Here is a 20,946-nt window from a genome sequence, read left to right on the forward strand (position 1 = left end):
ACGTCGATTGCCAGTGTTACGTCCCGGGCAAATCAATCGGCACGCCCTCAGCGCGGAGCCGCTGTAACTTGTACGTGAGCGCGCGCCGGCTGATGGCCAGTTCGCGCGCCGTCTCCGTCCGGTTGTATTTGTTTTTCCGCAGGGTTTTCAGGATCGCCTCGCGCTCGATTTCCTCGAGCCGTTGCGTCTCACCGTGCGGCAGCGCCGGCACCGCCTCCGTGCCGGCCGCGAGGATCCGCGCCGGCAGATGTTCCGGGAGCACGATGTCGCCACGCGACAACAGCGCCGCTCGCTCCATCGCGTTGCGCAGTTCCCGGACATTGCCCGGCCACCGATAACTCGTGAGACCGGCGGCCACCGTGGCCGAGAAGCGCGACTTCCGATTGGAGAACACGCCGATGAAATGGGTGGCCAGCGGGAGAATGTCCTCGGGCCGCTCCCGCAGGGGCGGCAGGTGAATCTCCATCACGTTGAGCCGGTAAAACAAATCCTCGCGAAAACGCCCGGCCGCAATCTGTGCCTCGAGATCGCGGTTGGTGGCCGCCAGCACGCGCGCGTCGGTCTGCAAATCGCGACTCGATCCAATCCGGCGGAACGATCCGTCGTTGATCACGCGCAGTAGCTTGGCCTGCAGTGAAGGCGGCAGCTCGCCGATTTCATCGAGAAAAATCGTGCCGCCTTTCGCCTCCTCGAAGCGCCCGATCCGCTGCTGCACCGCCCCGGTAAACGAGCCTTTCTCGTGACCGAACAATTCGCTCTCCAGGAGGTTCTCCGGAATCGCCGCACAATTCACCTTCACGAGCGGCCCCGCTGAACGCCGGCTCCATGCGTGGATGACGTCGGCCACGACCTCCTTGCCGACGCCGCTCTCGCCCGTGATCAGCACGCGGGTTTCCGAGGGCGCGATGACGGCCGCGTCACGAAACACGGCCCGCATCAGCGGACTCTGCGTGATCACGCCGGGCGGAATCGAGGTGTCGGACGCCTCCTCGGTCGCCGGCTCCGCCTGCGGATCGAGCGCCAGGCGCACGGACATCATGAGTTCGTCGAGATCGATCGGCTTGGCGAGGTAGTTGACCGCGCCGTCACGCATGGCGGCCACCGCGCTGCGAATATCGGCGAAGGCCGTCACCAGCAGCACCGGGAGCAACGGATGTTTTTCCCGCACGCGACGCAGCGTCTCGATCCCCGAAATTCCGGGCATGCGCACATCGCTGATCATCATCGCAAACGGCTCGTCCGCGAGCAGCTGCAGCGCCGCCTCGCCGGAGGCCGCGGTCTGCGTCCGGAATCCCTTCGCCTGGAGAAACGTTTCCAGCAGACTGCGCTGTCCCTGGTCGTCGTCGACCACGAGGATGCGGGCCGTCTTGGTGACGTCGGCTTTCATGCCGCGGACGATTGCGACTTGATCCGGCTCAGGCGAAAGATGGCGCCGCGCGGTTCGTTGGCCAGGCAGGCGATTTCCCAGCGATGCGCCGACACGATCTGCTGCACAATCGCGAGACCGAGGCCGACGCCTTTCGGCCGCATCGTGACGTAGGGCTTGAAGATGTTGACGCGCTCCGCCTCGGGCACGCCCGGGCCGTCGTCGCAGACCTCCAACGCCACCTCCTCCGGGCCCGTCGCCATCCAGCGAATCTCAACGCGACCGCCGGGCTCGACTGCCTGCACGGCGTTGAGGAGCAAATTGAAGAGCGCCTGCCGGACGAGTTGCTCATCCGCCTGCACCACGAGCGGGGCGACGGGTGGTTGCACCTGGATTTGCTTGTCCTCGATGTCCGGCATCAGCGTGCGGATCACATCGGTCGCAAGGCGCGCGATCTCCACCGGGGCAAAGTGGGCTTCGCGGGGCTTCGAGTAATCGATGAACTCGTTCAGCTGGACGGTCACGCGATCGGCTTCCTCGATGATCGTCGAGGCGTGCTCCTTCAGTTTCGGCGCGTCCTTCGCCTGCATCGCGATCATCTGCGCCAAGCCGCGGATCAGGTTGAGTGGATTCCGGGTTTCATGGGCAAGGCCCGCGGCGGCGAGATTCATCGCCTTGAGGTGCGTGTTCATCTCGCCGGCCTTGACCAGGCGAATCTGGAGCTCCGCGTTCTTGCCGACGTTCCGCCAGGCGAGCGTCGAAACGATCGCGCCGCCCATCGCGAGCAGACTGACGAGCGAGCGCAACAGGAGATCGGCGTTCACGCGGCGTTTCATCTCCGCCGTCGAGATCGACAACAGGAGACTGTGCATGCCCTGCTTCTGGATGAGCGCCTCGTAGTCTTCCTTGAGCATGCCCTGAGGACGACCGAAGACCGAGCGACCGGCACCGGCCGCGGGGAGTTCAGCGGTGGTGGTGGAAGCGGCGGGAGTGGCGGCATCTTTTGGCGCGGTGGCGGCCGCCGCGTCCGGGGGTCGCCGTCCTGCCGTCGGTCGAAATCCGCCGAGCGCGCGCGCCTGGCGTTCGTCGTCCGCGACCACGATGCGAGGCTGCACGCGGAGGCCGTCGTCGCCCGCCGCAGCACTGAGATCCATCAAATTCATGATGGTGACCGTCCGGTCGTGCCAGTACGGCCCGCCGGCGGCCAGCATGTCTGGCGTCAGTTCGACGCGCGTGCCGGCACTGGCGATCGTCGCGCCCTTCGCGCCGAGGACGGCAATCGACTCGAGTTCGTTGGGTCGCACGAGATCCTGCAGCGCGGTCTCCAGGCGTTCCTTGGAAACGACGATGCTGCCGTAGATGCGGCGCTGCGCCCGCAGCAGCACGCCGAGCGTCGAGGTGATGTCGCGACCGCGATTGACGAGCGCCTGAGCCTCGTTGCGCTTGAACCGCACGTGCTCCTGCGCCTGCCAGCCGCACACTGCCAGACCCAGTCCGATCAGGGTGACAGAGATGACAAGACGGCGTTTGGCAGCGGGCGAGCCCATGGAGCGCACGTCACACTGCGTCCGGAAGCGCCCTGGGTCCAAGCCTCAATTTTTCGCCGACGGGACGAACTTGCTGAGGTCGGCCTGGTTGAACGCCGTCGGGGCCAGATTGAGTTTTGCGCGCTCGAGTTCGGTGAGATGGGAAAGATCGTCGGGCGTCTTGACCACGTGCGGCGTCAGGAAAATCAGGAGCTCCGTCTTCACGTCCTCCTTTTTCTTCCGCTTGAACGCATAACCGATCAGGGGAATGTCCCCGAGGACCGGCACCTTGGTGTCAGTGTCGTTTTTTTGCGACGAGATGAGTCCGCCGATCACGATCGTCCGATCGCTCGGCGTCACCACCACGGTGTCCGCGGAACGCCGATCGATCACCGGCGCGGTGCCGGAACCCGGAATCGACACCGTTGTCGCGCTGAGCGAGGAGATTTCCGGCGACACGATCATTTCCACCAATCCCTCGGCGGTGATGAAGGGCGTGACGCGCAGGATGATGCCGACGTCGCGGTAGTTCACCGTGCTCGTGATGGAGTTCGAATTCGTGTTCTGCACCGAGGTGTCGAGGAGAGGCACTTGCTGGCCAACGAGGATCGTCGCCTGCTGGTTGCTGCGGGTCAGGATGGAAGGCCGGGAGAGAATCTCGGTCTTGGCCACACCCGACATCGCGTGGATCGTCGCGTTCACATCGCGCCCGATCAGCTGATAGAACGCGCCGTAGAACGTGGTGTCGGTGCGGCGTTGGGACTCGATGCCAAAGTTCGTCGACGCGATGCCCTCGGGATTGGTCTTGATGGAAATCGGGCCCTTGTAGGTCGCCTCGGCACCGAGATCGAAATTGTTGTTATGCGTCACCTGCAGGAAGACGACGTTGATCAACACCTGCGGCTTCGGCTTATCGAGACTCGCGATGATCGCCTTGATGTTCTCGTTGGTCGCCGCGTCGGTCACGACGATCAGCCGGCGCGTGTCGACATCGCTTGAGATGGTCGCGTCACCGATCATCGTGGTATTTTGATACGAACGGTTGCCGCCGCTGGTGCTGCCGCCACCGCCGCCACCGCCGGTGGTTCCGCCAGTGGGGCCGCCGCGGCCGCCTTGAGTCTGCGTCTGCGCCGACGCCTGGGCGGCGCCGAGGACAATGAGCGCCACTGTGGCCAGCGCGCGCGGCTGGATGCGAAGTACTCCGAAATTCATAAAAAGGATTCCTTAAATTGAAGCGAGAGGGACGCCGCGGTTAGCGGGCGGTGCTGGTGGCGGCGGAACTGCCGGTGCTGAGCTGGAGATTCTGCGTCGTGTTCTGCTGCGCATTGGTCGTCGCGCGCGTCGTCAACGCATCCGGCTGGTTGTTGGTCGTCGTGCGACCCGTGCTGCTCTGGAAGAGATTCTTCAGAATCGTCTCCACCTGCTTCACGTTCGCGTTCTCCATCGTGTAGATGAAGGCCTGCTGCTTGCGGGCCGAGCTGGAGTCCAGCTGCCCGACCATCTCGGTGATGTCCGGCATCTGTTCCTTCGCCGCAGTGACGATCACGGAGTAGGTGCGAGGGTCCGCCACCGCCACCACGGGCACGGTGCGCACGCTGGTGTTGGTACCCCGGCCGCCCCCGGTACGGGAGGATCCACCGCCAGGTCCGCCAAAGCCGCCGGCGGCCGCGAACGCCGCGATGCCCGGCGGAAGATTACGGCTGCTGTTCGACGACTGGCCGGTGGTGCCACGGCCATTCTGCTGGTTCGAAGCGGGCGCGGCGTAGAGATTCGTGAGCAGCTGCGCCATCTCGTACGGGTCGGCGTTGACCAGCTTGAAGATCTTCATCGTCGACACGGTGTCGCTCGACGAGTCCAGGGCGTTCACCAGCGACACGACCTGCTTGAGGTTGATGTTCGTGTCGGTGACGATCAGCGAATTGCTGTCGGCGTTGGCGGTGATGGTTGCGGAGCCGGGCAACAGCGTGCCGAGGTCGCGCGCAGCCGTGGCCGAGTCGAGATGCCGGAGCGGGATGATTTGAATGAACATCTCGGCGGTGTTCGGGATCGATTCCGGATCGTTGCCGGTGCGGATCGGGAGGTTCTTCTTCTTCGCGTCCTCCTTGGAGGAGATCGTGATCGTGCGGCCCTGCACGAGGCTGGTGTAGCCGTTCTTGTTGAGCGCGCCGTTGACGAGCTGGAGCGCCTCTTCGCGCGTGACGGGCTGGGCGCTGAACGCGTCCACCGTGCCGCGCACCGGCGTCTCGAGCACGATGATGTAGCCCGCGGCCTCGCTCATGTAGTTGAGCACCGTCTCCAGCGGGGCCGCGCGGAAATTGAAGCGCAGCGTGCCGCGCGGGGCGGCAGCGGCGTCGGGCGCGGTCGCCGGCGGCGTGGCGGGAACGGGGGCGGTCTGGGCCCACCCGCTCGCGGTCAAGGCGGCGATTCCGAGCCACACGGTCGGGGTGAAATGCGTGGTTTTCATGGGTTCAATTCTTGAAGTCTTTGTCTTTAAAATCCTTTTTCCGCCGCTCTCTCATGCGCTTTTCGATCTCGGACGCCGGAGGTGCCACGACGACGGTAGCCGCCGGGTCAGCCTTGCTCTCCGCCAACGCCCGTGCCTCGGCTTCGCGACGGACGACGTCCTCGCCGACCAAATCCCAATCGGCACCCTCGGGCCGGCGCAGTTGCTGCCCGACCTTCACCGAGAGATTCTTTCCGTCACGCTCGAGATCGACGACGGTGGGCGTGATTTGCGTCACCTTGAATTTGTCGACCGACTCCCCCACCCGCAGCGCCTTGCGGTAACCGGTTTCGGATCCATCGAAGAACGCCCGCAGGCCGCGCTCCGACTCCATCGTGCCCACGAGGGCAATCATGTCGGTCCGCGGCGGCTTCTCCTCGGCGGTGCGATCACGCCGGCCGGTGCGGTTCGGATTGAAGATGTTGCGGTCGCTCACGAGCCGGAACGTATCGAAACTGGCCGTGGGCGCGACCGAGGAGTCGGTTCGCGCCGGCGCTGTCTTGGTCGCAGCCGCTGCGGGTGTGCGAGCTGGAACGATCGCGGGCGCCGCGACGGGCTCCGCGGTCGCGGCCCGACCCACGCCGGCCGCGATCAGGAAAAGAAGGAAGGGACGCAGGGTCATTGTAGTTTACGCTCCAAAGGGGAGAGCCGCAGGCCACTGACGATGAGGCCGAGGGTAAGTTTCTGGCCATTGTCGTCGCGGGAGGTCAATTCGACCGCGTCGACGCGCAACGCCAGGGGCGAGTGTTCCAGTTCGTAGATGAAATGGCTGAGCGTCGGGATCGTGCCGGTGGCATCGACGCGGCACTCGAGCAACGAGTACTTGTCCGTGCTGCCGCGCTTCCATTGCGGGCGGATGGAACTCAGCTCGATGTTGTTCGCGCGACCCCAGCGATCGAACGCCGAAATGACGTCCTGCTCGGCCTGCGCGGGATCCTTCGGCAGCGCGTTCGACTGCATGTCCAGCCAGCGGCGTTCGATCTGTGCAGCGCGGGAGATCGTGCTGCGACCGACGGTGACGTTCTTCTGCAGCTTGGCGATGTCGAGCGAGTGCGCCTGCCATAAACCAAAGAGCGGCGCGCGCACCCAATATTCCAGGATGAGCAGCGCGACGCAGGCGCCTGCGACGATCACGAGCCAGCGCTGGCGGTCGGGAATGTTCAGTTTCATGTGCTGGCGTTCCAACGGAACGTAAGGGTGAACTGCATCGGATTCTTGGACCGGATCTGTTCGATCTTGAGACCCTGGACTTCCTTGGCCTTGCGCAACTGCTCCTGCACGCGCAACAGCGAGGCGTTGTCCCGCGCGGTGCCGCTGATGGTCACGATGGCGTTGCCGTGGACTTCGAAGCTCTTGGCCGTGACGCTGCCATTATCGGGGAAACACTCCGTCACCCGTTTCATGATACTGAGGTTGCGGAAACTGGTGTCGTACCACGGCGCAAACTCCCGGATGCGCGCCTGCACGGCGTCGAGCTGCGTGACCTGAGCCTGCATTTCGTTCCACTCGGACTGCAGCGACCAGCGGCGGAATTCATGCCAGCCGAACGCGCCCACCACGATCAGCACCAGGGCGGCGACCGCAAAGCCGGCCGTCGCGAGGCGCTTCGAATTGTACCGCGCCATGAGCAGCGCCCACCGGCCTGGATACGGCGGCAGAAACTCGAGATCGGGCGTGCCGCGTTCGAGCCAGTTGACGGCGAGGCGCTCGGCCATTTCGGCGGCGAGATTCTTTTCCGGCAGGTCGCCACGCGTGATCGCGAGACCCGCCGCCTTCGCCCAGTCGCCCAGGACGTCGGCGAGCTGACGCACCATCGTCGTCTCGCCAGTCAGGAACAACTCCCGCACTTCCGCGCGCAACTCCGCGGGCAGCTGCTCAAACGTGATGCGCAGTTCGCGGGCGATGGAGGCGCCGTTGACGATCTTCTCGCCCGCCTCGGAATCGATGCTCGCCTCGCTCGTGCGGAACGCCGCGACGCCGCCGCCGGCTGCGATCAGAAAGGTGACGCCCGCCGGCTCGACGGCGACCGTGATGCGGCCGCCGCTGCCGGCCGCCGGAATCGCTTGCGGCAGCACGGCGAGGCCCAGGGAAAAACTCACCGGCTTCAACCCCGCCGCCTTCAACACCTCGCCGAGCTGGTCGAGCTGCTCCTTGCGGACCGCGAGCTGCGTGACGAACTCGCCGGCGGTCGAACGCTGGAACGATCGCGCAATCTGCAACTGCGCCAAATCGACCGGAAACCCTTTCTCCGCCTCGATCTGCAGGTAGCTCGCCGTGTCCTCCACGCCCAGATCCGGCACCTTCGTGTGCTGCGTCATCAGCCACCGCGGCGGAATGCCCACCACGCAATGCCGCTCCCGCACGCCCGCCTCATCGAGATGGTTCTTGAGCTCGCGGCCGACAAGCTCGGCCTCGGGATGAAGGAGATCGAGTTTGAGCGCGGCACTCACGGCCTTCACGACCTCGGGACCGCCCTTCGTGCGCGTCACATGATATGCCCGCAACTGGCCGTCGATGAGCGTCAGGCCGAGGACGGACTGGGCGCGTTTCTTGGTCTTCCGTTTCATGCTCATGTATCTTTCATTCCGCTGAGAGTGCGTCGCGTGGTGGCCCCGAGCGCCCAACCGTACGCGGTCAGATCCTGTCGGTAAACAATGCGCGGCCGGCCGGTGCTCATGTCGAAGACGACCTTCACGCGCCCGTAGCCGCGACCGTTCGCCGCCACCCCCGCAATGTCCGCGGAAAACTGATACGAGCGGCCGGTGATGTAACGGCCCGCCGTGCGAATGCTGTTCGCCGGGAGCACCTGGGTCAGCCAGGCGAACGACGTCAGCAGCGAGGGATTCGCCGCCCGAAACGCCACGAGCGTGGCCGCGTTGTCGGGACCGATGCCGGGAATGGCGGAAAGCACGGCGTAGCTCGCGGTGTTCACATTGACCAGGCCCTGCGCGATGCCGTTGGCCGCGGTCGTCGCAGTCAAATCGGTGTGCACGAGCACCCACTCGTCCGCCGTCATCTGCGTTGTCACCATGAAATCCGCGACGCTCGTCAGGGCGCGATTCTGCGTCGGATTGGTCGCACTGAACGGAATGCGTCCCATGATCTGCGCCGCGCGTTGCGCCGGAATGCCGCGCTGCGTGAGGCGACTTTGCAACTGCTGCCGCGCCTGCAGCGTCGTGAGCGTGGTGACGTTGATGCGCCGCGAACCGGAGGCCGATGTCGTCGGCTCGCTCGTATAAACGGTGACATACTCGAACAAGCCGGCGAGCAGCTGGCCGTTCTGATCATCGCGGGGTGCCGAGGTCTCGCCATCGTCCTCATTGGCATCGAGCACGCCGTTACGATTGATGTCCTCGCCGAGCACGAGCGGGAGCATCGCGCCGTTGATGAGCCGGAGCTCGTCGACGGTTTCGTAGGCCGCGCCCTTGTTGTGCCGCGGCGGGTCGAGCTGCGAATAATAGTTCTCGGCGATCGCCGCGTTCTGGCTGTTGGCACTCCGCCACGCCACGATCGCGTCGGCAAACTCGGGCGTCATGTCGGGCAGCGGCAGCGCCTGCAGCATCGCCGACGTCACGGTGTTGAGATTCAGCTTCGACGCCTCATCGACGAGCGCGAAGAAAGGCTCGTTGGTCTGTTGCTGCGAGGGCAACGCATCATAGGCGCGACCGATGAACCAGAAACTGGCCTCGTCACCCACTGGCACGGCCTCCGCGCGATAATCCTCGAGGGCCGGCACCGTCCCGCCGACGGCGTATTGGGTCAGCACAGACGTCGCGTAGCGGATGCCGCCGGCGATGGCCTGGCGGGCCGCGACCTCGGCGACGCGGTTGTCGCCGGCGCGCAGCTCCGAGTTCATCGAGTTGGCGAAATACAGCGCGAGCGCGACGAGCCCGAGGCAGATCCACATCACGATGATCAGGACGGAGCCGCGCGACGAACGGGGAGCCAGCGCCACTCGCTGGCGCTCGTAGCCACGACTGGAAGCGAGGGGGCGTTCGTAAACGCGCTTCATAGCGACGCCGCCTCCGCGGCGACTTCCTGCTGCAACGTGGCAATCGTCTTCACGATCACCGGCACGATCAGTTCAATCGGCGCGGGCTCCGCGCTGGACACGGTGCGATCGCGCGGCGCGACCACGACGCTGAACTTGATGGCGGTCGGCAGACTGCTGCTCGCCGTCGAGTCCCAGATATCGAGCCAGTTTTCGCCATCGAAATAACTCATCGCGGCAGCCGTGACGCCGGTCAGCAGCGTCTGATCCTCGGTGGTCGCCTCGATCACGGGGAGCAGGTTGCGGGTCACGACGCGCACGAGATTCTTCGTCGGCGATCCATCGGTGGCCGGCGCGAGATAATACGACACCATCTGCACATCGGAGAAGGTCGACCAGCCATCAAGCCGGCCGGAGTTCGTGTAGATGTCCGGCGTGATGCGTTCGGCGGTGGCGTCCATCGCGTTGGTCGTCGCACCGTCGGTGACCAGCTGCCCGGACAGCTTGGGCGTCGTCGCCTGCGGGTTGGGCGGGATCATGATTCCCGCGAGATCGCGGCGCACGATGCCCAGCGTGCGCTGAATCACGAGATCGCCGTCGATCCGATCATGCGTGGCGTTGTGCAGGCGCAGCGCGGAGAAAAACGTGGCGTTGACCACCAGCAGCACGACCGCGCCGATGGCGGTGGCGAGGAGGAGTTCGAGGAGGGTGAATCCGCCTTCGCCGAGCCTACGGCGGACAGGTGCACCTTCGCCAAGCCTACGGCGGACGGGTCCGCTTGGGCCGCGATTGCGGCCGCACTTAAGACGGGAAACTGGAGGCCGGGAGATCATCACTCGACGCTGACTGCCGGTGAGCTGGTGGACGTCGTGACGGTGATCGCCGGATCGTACAAGGTGGATACAGCCACGTCGAACGTCGCCCCCTGCACGGTGAACTCCACGCGCACGGTCAGCACGTTCAGGGCGATCGCCGTGTCTTCCGGCCACGGGTCGGACCTCATGCTCCACGGATAACTCATGTCGCCGTCAACGACCGTACCGTAGGGCGTGGCCGTCGCGACCTGTCCGGATACGAGCTGCTCCTCGAGCACGCGCTCGGCGATGCGCATCGCCGCGGCCTTGCGCTGGCCCAGCATGCCCGCGCGGCTCGCCACCGTGACGCCCTGCATCGTGACTGGCACGAGGATCGCCATGAACAAAAGCGCGGCGAGGACTTCGGCGAGGGTGAAGCCGCCTTCGCCAAGGCTACGGCGGGCGGGTCCGTTCTTGGTCGAACCGAGATGCGGACGGAACTGGGCGTCAGTCGGCATTGGACGCGGGGCGAATTTCGTAGGCGAGGCGGTTGGCCGTCTGGACCAACTCAAGGCCGGCCTCGGTGCCCTGACGGAGCGTGATCTTGATCACGCTCGATTCGTCGAAGAAGCCGTCGGGATTAAAGCGGATGGCGGCGAGGCCTTCAGTCAGCCCGAGGCGTTCGTCTTCCTGCTCGGAAACGGCGGCCGTCGGCCCCGTGGGCGCTTCCAACGTCACGCTGGACTCGGCGGTATAACTGACCGCGTGCATGTCGACCTCGTCGTCGCCGGTGACGCCGAAGGTGGACTGGATCGCAATGCCGTAGGTGGAGTCCTTGGCGTTGACCCAAAGTATGATCGGCACGCCCTCGGCGACCGCGCGACTCTGGGCATAATGCGACAGCGACAACAGCCGCCGCGCCTCGAAGTTCAGGGCGCGTCCGCGGATGAAGGCGCCCATGCGCGACGCCACGAACAGCGCGCCGATCGCCAGCAGCGCGAGCACGAAGATCAATTCGATCAGGGTGAACCCGCCTCCGCTGCGATTGCGGCGGAGGAAGGCGCGACACCAGCGGCGCGAGCGTTTACTTTCCGGTGATGCTGGCATTCACCACGTCGTCGGGCGTGCCGGGCTGACCGTCCGGTCCCATCGAAACGATGTCGTAGCCGCTGGGATTCACGCGGCCGGGAAACTCGTACAGGTAGGCGCGGCCCCAGGGATCGAGCGGAATGTCGCTCATCAGGTACGGCCCGCGCCAGCCGGTGATGTCCGCGGGGGCAACAAGCAGCTGCCGGAGACCGTCCTGGCCGCGCGGATAGCTGCCGGTGTCGACTTCAAACGCGTTGAGCGCCGTGCCGAAGGTCGAGATCTGCGTCACCGCGGCGGTGATACGCGCCTGCTCGGTGCGGCCGCCGAACTTCGGCACCACGATCGCGGCGAGAATGCCGAGAATCACGAGCACGAGAAGGAGCTCGACGAGGGTGAAGCCGCCTTCGCCGCGGCTTCGGCGAGCTGGGCCGCGATGGAACGAAACGCGCGGGGTCTTTTTCGAGTGGTTCAGATTCATGGATGAAAAATTATTTGATGTGGTCCTGCAGGGAGAAGATCGGGATCACCATGCCGATGAAGATGGTGCCGATGAACGCGGCGATGACGAAGAGCATGACGGGTTCCGCGAGCGCGACGGCGGACTTGAGCTGACGATCGAGGTCGCCCTCGGTGACCGTGGCGATGCGCATCAACTCGACATCGAGTTTGCCGCTCTCTTCGGCGACCGAGATCATCTCGACGATCGCGCCGGGAAACAGATTGCGGTTCTGCGCGAGGCTCTTGCCGAGCGGTTTGCCCTCCTTCACGCGATCGATCGAGTCCGACACGGCGTCGATGAGAACCTGGTTGCCGATGGAGCGGCGCGCGACGTTCAACGCGCTGATCAACGGCACGCCGGCCTGCAAGAGCGTGCCGAGCATGCGGCAGAAACGCGCCATCGCGAATTGCGCGATCAACGGCCCGACGATCGAGAGTTTGAGCAACATGCCCTCCCACGCGCGCCGGCCCTTCGGCGAGTTGAACCAGCTCTTGAGCATGATCACGCCGACAACCACGGCCGCGGCCAGAAACAAACCGTAGCCGCGCACGAGTTCGCTCGTTTTCACGATCACCTGCGTGATCAGGGGCAGTTCGGCGTTGAAGCCCGCGAAGATCAGCTGGAAGCGCGGGATGAAGAACACCATCAGGAACACCAGCACGCCGAGCGCAAGGATCAGCAGGATGATCGGATACATCAGCGCCGTCATCACCTTCGACTTGAGCTCCTTTTCGCGCGCCTGGAAGTCTGCGATCTGCGCCAGCACAACGTCGAGAAAGCCACCGGTCTCGCCCGCCTCGACCATCGCCACGTAAACGCGCGGGAAGGTCTCGGGCGAGCGCTCCATCGCCTTCGACAGCGACATGCCGTCGATCACGAGATCGTGAATCTCCTTCCACTTGGCCTTCGCGACCGGCTCGCCGGATTCACGGTGCAGGATGACGAGCGCGCGGCTGAACGGCACGCCGGCCGCGAGCAGGCTCGACAGCAGGCGCGTGAAATTCTCCAGCATGCGCGGCGTGATCTTCGCCTTCCGGCCAAACGACAGCGCCGAGCCGCCGCCCGTCGCCGGTGCGGCGCCCGCGCCACCGCCCGGTTTCTTCGGGGCGGCACCGCCGGCCGATTCGGCCAGCTTAATCGGTTTCAGGCCCCGGCCTTCCACCTGGCGCATCGCCTCCTGGCGGTTGCTGGCTTCAAGCAATCCTTCGGTCAGCACGCCATCGTGCTGCATGGCCTTGTAGGCAAACTGCGGCATCGCGGAGTGGAGTTTAGATCAACGAACGCGGCAGGGCGGCTTCGGCTCCGTTGGTGGCGGGCGCGTGATGGTTCGGCTTGGCGTCGGTCGTTTCCATTTCGTGCACGGTCGTGACGCTCAAGATCTCCTCGATGGTCGAAATCCCCTGCTCCACCAGCCGGCGTCCGTCCTCGGCCAGCGTCTTCATTCCGGCGCGGCGGGCGGAATCGCGAATGGCGTCGGTCGAGCCGTTCTTCAAAATGAGCGAACGGATTTCGCTGCTCGAATCCATCCATTCGAAAATCGCGCGACGGCCATGGTAGCCGGTCTGACGACATTCGCGGCAGCCGACCGCGCGATACACTTTCGCCTCGGGCTTGATGCCCAGCTTCGTCCGGTACACCCGCGACTCGGTCGTCGTGTCGACTTCCTTGCAATGCGGACAGAGCAGACGCACGAGGCGTTGCGCGAGCACCGCTTCCAGCGAGGAAGCGACGAGATACGGTTCCACGCCCATGTCGACGAGACGCGTGAGCGCGCCGGCGGCGTCGTTGGTGTGCAGCGTCGAAAAGACCAAGTGCCCCGTGAGGGAAGCCTGGACCGCAATCTGCGCGGTTTCCTGGTCGCGGATTTCACCGATGAGCACGACATCGGGGTCATGACGCAGAATTGAGCGGAGGCCGCGGGCGAAGGTGAGACCGGACTTTTCCGACACCTGGATCTGATTCACGCCCTTGAGCTGATATTCGACGGGATCCTCAATCGTGATGATCTTGCGCTCCGAGTCGTTGATTTCGTTGAGCGCGGTGTAGAGCGTCGACGTCTTGCCGGAACCGGTGGGGCCGGTGACGAGCACGATGCCGTGCGGCAGCTCGAGCACGCGCTGCAGACACGTGAGTTCGCGTTCGCCCATGCCGAGATCGCGCGCGCCGCGCAGCTTGGAGTTCTGGCGCAGCAAGCGCATGACCACGGCCTCGCCGTGCAGCATAGGGATGATGGATACGCGGATGTCGACCTCGGCGTCCTCGATCCGGACCTTGATGCGGCCGTCCTGCGGCAGGCGTTTCTCGGCGATGTTGAGATGACTGAGAATCTTCACGCGCGCCACGATCGCCGGCTGGAAGCGTTTGATCTGCGCGGGCACGGGCACTTCCTGCAGAATACCGTCGATGCGATAGCGGATGCGGAGTTCGTCCTCGAACGGCTCGAGGTGCACGTCCGACGCGCGCAGCTCGATCGCGTCCTTCAACACCTGGTTGACGAAACGGATGATCGACGCGTCCTCGGCCGCCTCGTCGAGATTGTTGTCGCCGGTGCCGTTCTCGTCGACGACCTGCAATCCCGCCTCGTCGTCGAGCGTGTCGATCGTGTCGGCACCGACGCCGAGACGTTTCTTCATCTCGCGCTGGATCGCCTCCGATGGAGCGAGCACCGGCCGCAGCCGGAGCCCGGTCAGCGCCTTCAGGCCGTCGAGGCCCTGGGTGGCGAAGAGCCGGCTCGTGGCGATCTCAATCTGGTTGTCGACCCGGCGCAGCGGCAGGAGTTCGTCGCGCAACAGCAGGCGCGCGGGGAAGAGCGACAGCACCTGCTTGTCCGGCTCGAGTTCGTCGAGCTTGGCAAACGGCACGCCGTATTCGCGCGCCAGCCAGCGCAGCACGCGCTCCTCGGTCAGCGCCTCGGCACCCGAATTCTGTTTCTGGAAGGAGCGGGCATCGGTCTCGGTGAGCTGCCGGTCCGCAATCATGCGGCCGAGCAATTCAGGGAGGACGCCGTTGGCGCCGCCGGCGGGTGCAAGTTCGGTGGCCACGGGTTCAGGGCAGCAGGCCAAACATCACGGCGGTCGCTTCCTGGCGAACCGACAACACGACCCGCAATTCTTCCTGCGCCTTCGTCAGCTTGAGCTCGTTCTCCTTGCGCAGTTCGCGCACGCGATCGAGACGCGATTTGACCTCAGCGTCGGGCAGCTTGTCGCGCAGCGCGCTGGCGAGGGCCGTCATCTCGGTGCTCCCGCCGCCGGTCCGCGTGCCGCGGCCCCGGCCGCTGGTGTCGCCACCGCCGCCCGGCGCGCCGCCACCAGGACCACCGCCCGGACCACCCGGACCGCCGCGGCCCATGAAGGCGCCGATGCCGCCACCCGCGCCCGGGGCGCTGCGCCGGAGTTCGTTCACCTTGGCAATGCGATCGGAAATCACCTTCCACTCCTCGTCGTCCGTGACTTCGAGCCGTTCGCGCAGCTGCGTCAGCATGCGCGCCTGCATTTCCGCCGGATTGAAATTACCCCGATCCCCGCCAGCCGCGCCGTCCTGCGTGGGGCGCCGCCGACGATTCGCGTCATCGGCCCCGGCCGCAGGCGCCTGGGCAAACACGGTGCCCGCGCTTACCCAGAGCAGAGCCGCAAATCCAAGAGCCGGAACGACGCGCAGAGAGGCGCGGGACGAAGGCGACGGCGAAGCCAAAGGCCGCGAAGACGAGGGAGTTTTCATAGGGGCGCCCACCCCATCGCAACTCCTGTGCCATGGGGGTGAGGCCTCAGGCGGGCACCACCCTCGCCAGAACCCAATGCTGCGACCGCCCCCTTTCGCCCCCCCGATAAAACACCCGGCCCTCGGGGCAAACCGGTCCGCCTGCGCTCCGCAATTGCCAGTCAGCGGCACTCCCAGCCATCGGGAAATAAGCGGGAAAGTGGATCAGAATTTTTTCCAACCGCCGATTCAGCCGGAAAAACTGCGCAGACCTTGCGCAACGAAGCCGGCGGGCGCGCAAGACTTGCGCACATGCAGGCTGGGCGTTACGGACAATTTCAGGTCGGGCGAACCACCCTTCCGACGGGAGGGATCGCGCCGACCGTGAGCCCGGCCCAAATCACCGGATCGCGCCGAAGATGCGACCATCTCGGGCATTGACGCGGATTTTTCCCGCTCGTTTCCTGCAGGGCATGCGTGATTCCAAACCAGATCCCCGCGCCAAATATAAACGTGTCATCCTGAAGCTCTCAGGTGAAGTGCTTCGGGGTGGAAAAGGAGGGGATCCGATCGACGGCGCCACGCTGTCCGAGGTCTGTTCGCAGGTGAAGGAGATCCATGAGCTGGGCGTGCAGGTGTGCGTCGTGATTGGCGGCGGCAACATCTTCCGGGGCCTCAATGGCGAGAAGCGCGGCGTGGACCGCACGACCGGTGATTACATGGGCATGCTGGCGACGGTCATCAACGGCCTCGCGCTGATGGATTGCCTGGAAAAACTGGGCGTGAACACCCGGGTCCAGTCCGCGATTCCGATGAACCAGATTGCTGAGCCGTTCATCCTGCGCCGGGCCGTCCGCCATCTGGAAAAGGGCCGCGTCGTGATCTTCGTGGCCGGCACGGGCAATCCGTATTTCTCGACCGACACCACCGCGGCCCTCCGTGCCAGTGAGATGCACGCCGACATCATCATGAAGGCGACGAAGGTCGACGGCATCTACGACAAGGACCCGAAGAAGCACAGCGATGCGGTGAAGTACGACCAGATCACGTTCATCGACGCGCTGAAGCAGCGGCTCAACGTGATGGATTCGACGGCGTTCTCCCTGTGCATGGACAACAACGTCCCGATCCTGGTGTTCGACCTCAACGACAAGCACGCCATCCGCAAGGCGATCGTCGGCGAGAAAATCGGCACGCTGGTGCGCAACTGAGCGGGCCCGGCGGTTGAGAGCTGAGAGTTGAGGGTTGAGAGATCTCGGACCACAGTCCGACTCGCCCTTGAAGTTTCTGGCTCTCAACCCTCAACTCTCACCTCTCAACCCATTCCTCCATGAGCCATCCCATCCTGAACGACGCGCAAGCGCGCATGAAAAAAGCCCTCGATCACACGCTGCATGAGTTCAGCTCCATCCACACCGGCAAGGCGACGCCGCAGATGGTGGAAACCGTGATGGTCGAGGCCTACGGCTCGATGACGCCCCTGAAACAGTGCGCCGCCATCTCGACGCCCGACGCCCGCCTGATCCAAATCCAGCCGTGGGACACCACGCTCTCCAAGGCCATCGCCAAGGGCATCATCGACGCCAACCTCGGGTTCAACCCGATCATCGATGGTAAAATCATCCGCGTGCCGCTCCCCGACATGAGCCGCGAGCGCCGCCAGGAGTTCGTCAAGAACGCCCACCGTCTCGCCGAGGAAGGCCGCGTCCATGTGCGCAACGTGCGCCGCGACGCCATCGAGACCGCCAAGAAGGCCAAGCTGCCCGAGGACGAAATGAAGCGCCTCGAAAAGGACATTCAGACCGCGACCGACAAGGCCATCGCCGACATCAACACCCATCTCGCCCACAAGGAGAAGGACCTGCTGACGGTCTAAGCCACGCGCCGCAGTGAACGCGCCGGATGTCAGGCCTCCGCCTGCCGCCGGCGCTTTCGCTGTGCCGTCACGCTTCGCCTCCCGCCTCATGCCCGCCGCCTCCAGTCTCAGCCATGCGCGTCCGCGCCGGGTCGTCGTGAAACTCGGCACCGGCGTCCTGACCACCGGTATCGGACAACTGGACACGACGCGCATCAAAGCCGTGTGCGCGGAGATCGCCGCGTTGCGCGCGGGCGGCACAGAGGTCATCGTTGTTTCCTCCGGTGCCGTGGGCTTGGGCATGGGCGCGCTGCAGCTCGCGCGCAAACCCAAGGATGTTTCGAAAAAGCAGGCCTGCGCCGCCATCGGCCAGTCGTTGCTCATGCAAACGTGGCAGGCCGGTTTCGCGCCGCACGGTTTCACCGTTGCCCAGGTGCTGCTCACGCACGAAGACCTGCGCGATCGCGATCGTTACCTGGGCATCAAGCAGTGCCTCGAACAGCTCATCGCCTACGGCACGGTGCCGATCATCAACGAAAACGACACCGTCAGCGCGGCCGAAATTCGCGCGATGCTGAAGTTCGGCGACAACGACACGCTGTCGGCGATGGTCGCGAGCCTCACGCAGGCGGATTATCTCGTCATTTTGTCCACCGCGCCCGGCCTGATCGACATGAAGGGCACGAAGGAAATCGTGCCCGTGGTGGAGCGGATCACGCCGGAGATCGAGGCGATGGCCGGCGGCACGACCAGCGAGACCGCGACGGGCGGCATGATCAGCAAGATCTCCGCGGCGAAGCTCGCGATTAAGGCGGGCTGCGGCGTGTTCATCGCGAGCGGATCCGAGCCGCGCATCCTCGAGAAACTTTTCGCGGGCCGCGGCCCGGGCACGTTCTTCGTTCCGAGCGGACTGCCGATGGAAGCGAAGAAACGCTGGCTCGCCTTTTTCCAGCGTCCTGCCGGCACGATCGTCGTGAATGCGTGCGCGGTGCCCGTACTGCGCGACCAGGGCCGCAGTCTTCTGGCGGTGGGCGTCACCGGCAACGAAGGCGAGTTTGCCGCCGGTGACATCGTCAACATCGCCGGGCCGGACAAAGAAGTGTTCGCCCGCGGCAAAGCGGCGTTCGGCAGCGCGGAAATTCCGGCGCTCGCCGGCAAACACGGCGCCGACGTCGCCCGGCTCTATCCTGCGCGCAAGCGGCTCGAGGTCGTGCACCGGAACGATCTGGTGTTGTTGTAGGCGGGTGAGTGCGCGGAGGAGTTGAAGTGGGTCAGGCGATCGGCTTGCAACCGGACTGGGACCGGACTGGGACCGGACTGGGACCGGACTGGGACCGGACTGGGACCGGACTGGGACCGCGACCGCCCTCGGTCGCTGCTTGTACTGTGTTTCGGGCATCCGTACGGCTGGCGACCGGGGGCGGTCGCGGTCCCAGAATCAATCATGCCCGATTCTCCCGGCTGGCATGCCCGCGGCTACCTCCCGCACTTCGACGACGGCCGGGCCATGCAGGCCATCACCTATCACCTGGCGGATTCGCTTCCTGTTCACGTCTGCCGACGACTTGAAGAACAGGCGCTCGATGACGCCCAGCGTCGCGCCGCTGTCGAGCATTACCTCGACGCGCACCACGGTACGTGTCTGTTGCGGCAGCCGTCTTGTGCGGCAGCGGTGCGTGACGCCCTCCATCATCGGAACGACCACGACTACCGGCTTTACGCGTGGGTGATCATGCCGAATCACGTGCATGTGATCGTCGAGCCGCTGGCGGAGGTGACGATTGGGAAGACGGTTTCGGCTTGGAAGAGCGTGAGTGCGCGGAGGATTTTGGAAGCGACGGATGCGGAGGCGACCGGGGGCGGTCGCGGTCCAGGGGGGCCACAGATCCGGAGAGGGCGGATTTGGCAGCTGGACTACTTCGATCGGTACATCCGCAACCAACGGCACTACCGCGCCGCCGTGGATTACATCCATCGCAATCCGGTGACTGCGGGACTCGTGGCCCGGGCGGAAGATTGGCCGTGGAGCAGAGCGTACCAAGGACCGGTGTAGACCATCGGAACCGTGCAGCACTTGGACCGCGACCGCCCCCGGTCGCCCTAATCAGCGACCGGGGGCGGTCGCGGTCCCAGGCCGATCTTCCCCATCACGTCCTTCCCTCACTTCCACTCGTAACGCACCCGATACGTCACGGTCTTCTGCGTATCCGGCGGGACGGTCACGTTGAACTCGATCGTCTGCGCATCCTTCTTCGTGAACTCGTCCGACTGCTGCACGATCCGCCAGTTGTTCCAGCGATAGAGGTGCTCGACGATTCGCACCGTCACGGGCTCGGCCTTGCGGTTGCGCACCTTGATTTCGAAATCCTCCTCGGCGAAATCCTGGCGGTTGTTGCCGTTGAAGTTCGTGCGTATCCGCTCACCCACGACGTCGAAGGCATCGCCAGTCTTCACCCGGATCATTTCATTCTTCGCGGTGTGATCCAACTCGCTCTCACCAGTGAACTCGATGCGGCCGTCGGCGTCGTCACGACGGTAAAACCGCAGCCGCCCCTTCGGCAACGGGAGCCCGAGCTTGTTCTCCTCGCTGTTCTTGAATTCCCGCATCACCCACACCTTGGTGTTGCCCTGCGTGCCAAAGCCGGGATCGCGCATCATGCCGCCCCGGTACGTGCCGTAGTTCGACGCGCCGTCGAAGACATAGATCACCGGCGCCGTCACGCCCGTCGCGCGCATGAACTCGACCTGCTTGGTCTCGCGGTCGCGGAGCGTCACCGCGCGCGGAAGCGTGTAGAGGTGAAATTCATCGAAGGCTTTTTCGGTGACCGCGGCATCCATCGACGCCATCGCCATCATCTCCATGCGGACGGGCCCGCCGCCCCGCGCGGCCTTCGGCGCGATCTTGTTCACATCGCCCGCCATCAGCTTGACCGCGGCGTTCTCAAACACCTTGCCGCTTTGGTTGTTCACCGTCACCCAGCCCACGACGTCGAGTTGGTTGCCCTTCTCCGGCGCGACCAGGTTGTACGCCGACTGCCAGCTCAACCCGCCCGTGATGTAGGCGAGTTCGGCCTCCAGCTTCGCCGGCTGGGCCACGCCGATTTTCCACGTGAGCGTCGGTTTCAGCACCCCGTCACCTGGCAGGGTCGGAAACAACGGCTCGCCCGGCAGCGAGAACCGCAGCTTGCCGTCGACCTCGATGATCGGCGCGCTTTGTTCGCCCCCCGGCGCGTAGCCGCTGCGGATGACCTTGCCGCTCACCGTGTATTCCTTGGCGTTTTGATCGCGGACGAGAAAATCGATCGCCCTGCCCTCGTTGAGGGCGAGCAGCACGCCCTGTGACATCACGTCGGCGCGGTAGCTTTGCTCCAGCACGCGCAACGCCACCTTGCCCGCCGGATCGCGCAGGACCACGGAGTCCGCTTCGAGCATCGCCGTGGCGCCGGCAAACGTGAATGCGTTCTCGCCCGCCTTGAGGTCGAGCGGCACGCGCTCGCGCACCACCGCGAAGCCCTGATTGTAAACCGTGAGCGCCGGCTGGGCGAACGCAGTGGAAGCGACGACGGAAAGCAGCGAAACGAGCCGGATGTTCATGACATAAGACATAGCCATCTAGGATAGACGCGC

The 20,946-nt window shown here is 65.0% G+C and carries 20 protein-coding genes; 4 read left to right on the forward strand and 16 right to left on the reverse strand.

Features of this window, described 5'->3' with window-relative positions:
* Nucleotides 1–16: 16 nt before the first annotated feature.
* The 15 genes from ACLJEU_RS18415 to ACLJEU_RS18485 are packed head-to-tail and all read right to left on the reverse strand — an operon-like array spanning nucleotide 17 to nucleotide 15,485.
* The gene (locus ACLJEU_RS18415; RefSeq protein WP_414660046.1) at nucleotides 17–1,387 is read right to left on the reverse strand and encodes a sigma-54-dependent transcriptional regulator; all 1,371 of its coding nucleotides are present in this window, start codon (nucleotides 1,385–1,387) and stop codon (nucleotides 17–19) included.
* On the reverse strand, nucleotides 1,384–2,913 hold the full coding sequence (locus tag ACLJEU_RS18420; RefSeq protein WP_414660045.1) for a sensor histidine kinase: 1,530 nt from the start codon (nucleotides 2,911–2,913) through the stop codon (nucleotides 1,384–1,386). Before ACLJEU_RS18420 ends, ACLJEU_RS18415 begins: the two co-directional genes overlap by 4 nt.
* A gap of 45 nt (nucleotides 2,914–2,958) precedes the next feature.
* Entirely contained in the window at nucleotides 2,959–4,104 is a 1,146-nt protein-coding gene (locus ACLJEU_RS18425) for a type II secretion system protein GspD (RefSeq protein ID WP_414660044.1), read from the reverse strand.
* Nucleotides 4,105–4,144: 40 nt separating this feature from the next.
* On the reverse strand, nucleotides 4,145–5,356 hold the full coding sequence (locus ACLJEU_RS18430; protein ID WP_414660043.1) for a secretin N-terminal domain-containing protein: 1,212 nt from the start codon (nucleotides 5,354–5,356) through the stop codon (nucleotides 4,145–4,147).
* A 4-nt stretch (nucleotides 5,357–5,360) separates the two neighbouring features.
* Nucleotides 5,361–6,017, reverse strand: a complete 657-nt coding sequence (locus ACLJEU_RS18435) for a hypothetical protein (protein ID WP_414660042.1) — start codon at nucleotides 6,015–6,017, stop codon at nucleotides 5,361–5,363.
* On the reverse strand, nucleotides 6,014–6,565 hold the full coding sequence (locus ACLJEU_RS18440; protein ID WP_414660041.1) for a hypothetical protein: 552 nt from the start codon (nucleotides 6,563–6,565) through the stop codon (nucleotides 6,014–6,016). The genes ACLJEU_RS18435 and ACLJEU_RS18440 overlap by 4 nt, the downstream gene beginning before the upstream one ends.
* On the reverse strand, nucleotides 6,562–7,962 hold the full coding sequence (locus tag ACLJEU_RS18445; RefSeq protein WP_414660040.1) for a hypothetical protein: 1,401 nt from the start codon (nucleotides 7,960–7,962) through the stop codon (nucleotides 6,562–6,564). Before ACLJEU_RS18445 ends, ACLJEU_RS18440 begins: the two co-directional genes overlap by 4 nt.
* A gap of 2 nt (nucleotides 7,963–7,964) precedes the next feature.
* Nucleotides 7,965–9,407, reverse strand: coding sequence for a hypothetical protein (locus ACLJEU_RS18450; protein WP_414660039.1), 1,443 nt, complete (start codon nucleotides 9,405–9,407; stop codon nucleotides 7,965–7,967).
* Nucleotides 9,404–10,219: a type II secretion system protein GspJ gene (locus ACLJEU_RS18455; RefSeq protein WP_414660038.1), complete on the reverse strand. Its 816-nt coding sequence runs from the start codon at nucleotides 10,217–10,219 to the stop codon at nucleotides 9,404–9,406. Before ACLJEU_RS18455 ends, ACLJEU_RS18450 begins: the two co-directional genes overlap by 4 nt.
* A complete protein-coding gene (locus tag ACLJEU_RS18460; RefSeq protein WP_414660037.1) occupies nucleotides 10,219–10,698 on the reverse strand; it encodes a PulJ/GspJ family protein in 480 nt (159 codons plus the stop codon). The genes ACLJEU_RS18455 and ACLJEU_RS18460 overlap by 1 nt, the downstream gene beginning before the upstream one ends.
* Nucleotides 10,688–11,287, reverse strand: a complete 600-nt coding sequence (locus ACLJEU_RS18465) for a pilus assembly FimT family protein (RefSeq protein ID WP_414660036.1) — start codon at nucleotides 11,285–11,287, stop codon at nucleotides 10,688–10,690. Before ACLJEU_RS18465 ends, ACLJEU_RS18460 begins: the two co-directional genes overlap by 11 nt.
* On the reverse strand, nucleotides 11,265–11,747 hold the full coding sequence (gspG, locus tag ACLJEU_RS18470) for a type II secretion system major pseudopilin GspG (protein WP_414660035.1): 483 nt from the start codon (nucleotides 11,745–11,747) through the stop codon (nucleotides 11,265–11,267). The genes ACLJEU_RS18465 and gspG overlap by 23 nt, the downstream gene beginning before the upstream one ends.
* 10 nt (nucleotides 11,748–11,757) lie before the next feature.
* Nucleotides 11,758–13,023 (reverse strand): type II secretion system F family protein, encoded by a 1,266-nt coding sequence (locus ACLJEU_RS18475; RefSeq protein ID WP_414660034.1) that lies wholly within the window; start codon nucleotides 13,021–13,023, stop codon nucleotides 11,758–11,760.
* A 13-nt stretch (nucleotides 13,024–13,036) separates the two neighbouring features.
* The gene (locus ACLJEU_RS18480) at nucleotides 13,037–14,809 is read right to left on the reverse strand and encodes a GspE/PulE family protein (RefSeq protein WP_414660033.1); all 1,773 of its coding nucleotides are present in this window, start codon (nucleotides 14,807–14,809) and stop codon (nucleotides 13,037–13,039) included.
* Between the two features lie 4 nt (nucleotides 14,810–14,813).
* Nucleotides 14,814–15,485 carry a hypothetical protein gene (locus ACLJEU_RS18485; RefSeq protein ID WP_457795273.1) on the reverse strand — a complete coding sequence of 224 codons (672 nt, stop codon included), beginning with the start codon at nucleotides 15,483–15,485 and terminating at the stop codon, nucleotides 14,814–14,816.
* Between the two features lie 452 nt (nucleotides 15,486–15,937).
* Between ACLJEU_RS18485 and pyrH the strand changes: the two genes are divergently transcribed.
* The 4 genes from pyrH to ACLJEU_RS18505 all read left to right on the forward strand — a co-directional run bounded on the left by pyrH (nucleotide 15,938) and on the right by ACLJEU_RS18505 (nucleotide 19,372).
* Entirely contained in the window at nucleotides 15,938–16,675 is a 738-nt protein-coding gene (pyrH, locus tag ACLJEU_RS18490) for a UMP kinase (RefSeq protein ID WP_414660031.1), read from the forward strand.
* Between the two features lie 119 nt (nucleotides 16,676–16,794).
* Nucleotides 16,795–17,340, forward strand: coding sequence for a ribosome recycling factor (gene frr, locus ACLJEU_RS18495; RefSeq protein WP_414660030.1), 546 nt, complete (start codon nucleotides 16,795–16,797; stop codon nucleotides 17,338–17,340).
* A gap of 88 nt (nucleotides 17,341–17,428) precedes the next feature.
* Entirely contained in the window at nucleotides 17,429–18,559 is a 1,131-nt protein-coding gene (proB, locus tag ACLJEU_RS18500; protein ID WP_414660029.1) for a glutamate 5-kinase, read from the forward strand.
* A gap of 204 nt (nucleotides 18,560–18,763) precedes the next feature.
* Entirely contained in the window at nucleotides 18,764–19,372 is a 609-nt protein-coding gene (locus ACLJEU_RS18505) for an REP-associated tyrosine transposase (protein WP_414660028.1), read from the forward strand.
* A 107-nt stretch (nucleotides 19,373–19,479) separates the two neighbouring features.
* Here the strand turns inward: ACLJEU_RS18505 and ACLJEU_RS18510 are convergent, their stop codons facing one another.
* A complete protein-coding gene (locus ACLJEU_RS18510; RefSeq protein WP_414660027.1) occupies nucleotides 19,480–20,925 on the reverse strand; it encodes a DUF4139 domain-containing protein in 1,446 nt (481 codons plus the stop codon).
* Between the last annotated feature and the right edge of the window lie 21 nt (nucleotides 20,926–20,946).

Origin of the sequence: Terrisphaera buseokensis, from assembly GCF_047521145.2 — a bacterium.
Classification (GTDB): Bacteria; Verrucomicrobiota; Verrucomicrobiia; order Opitutales; family Opitutaceae; genus ER46.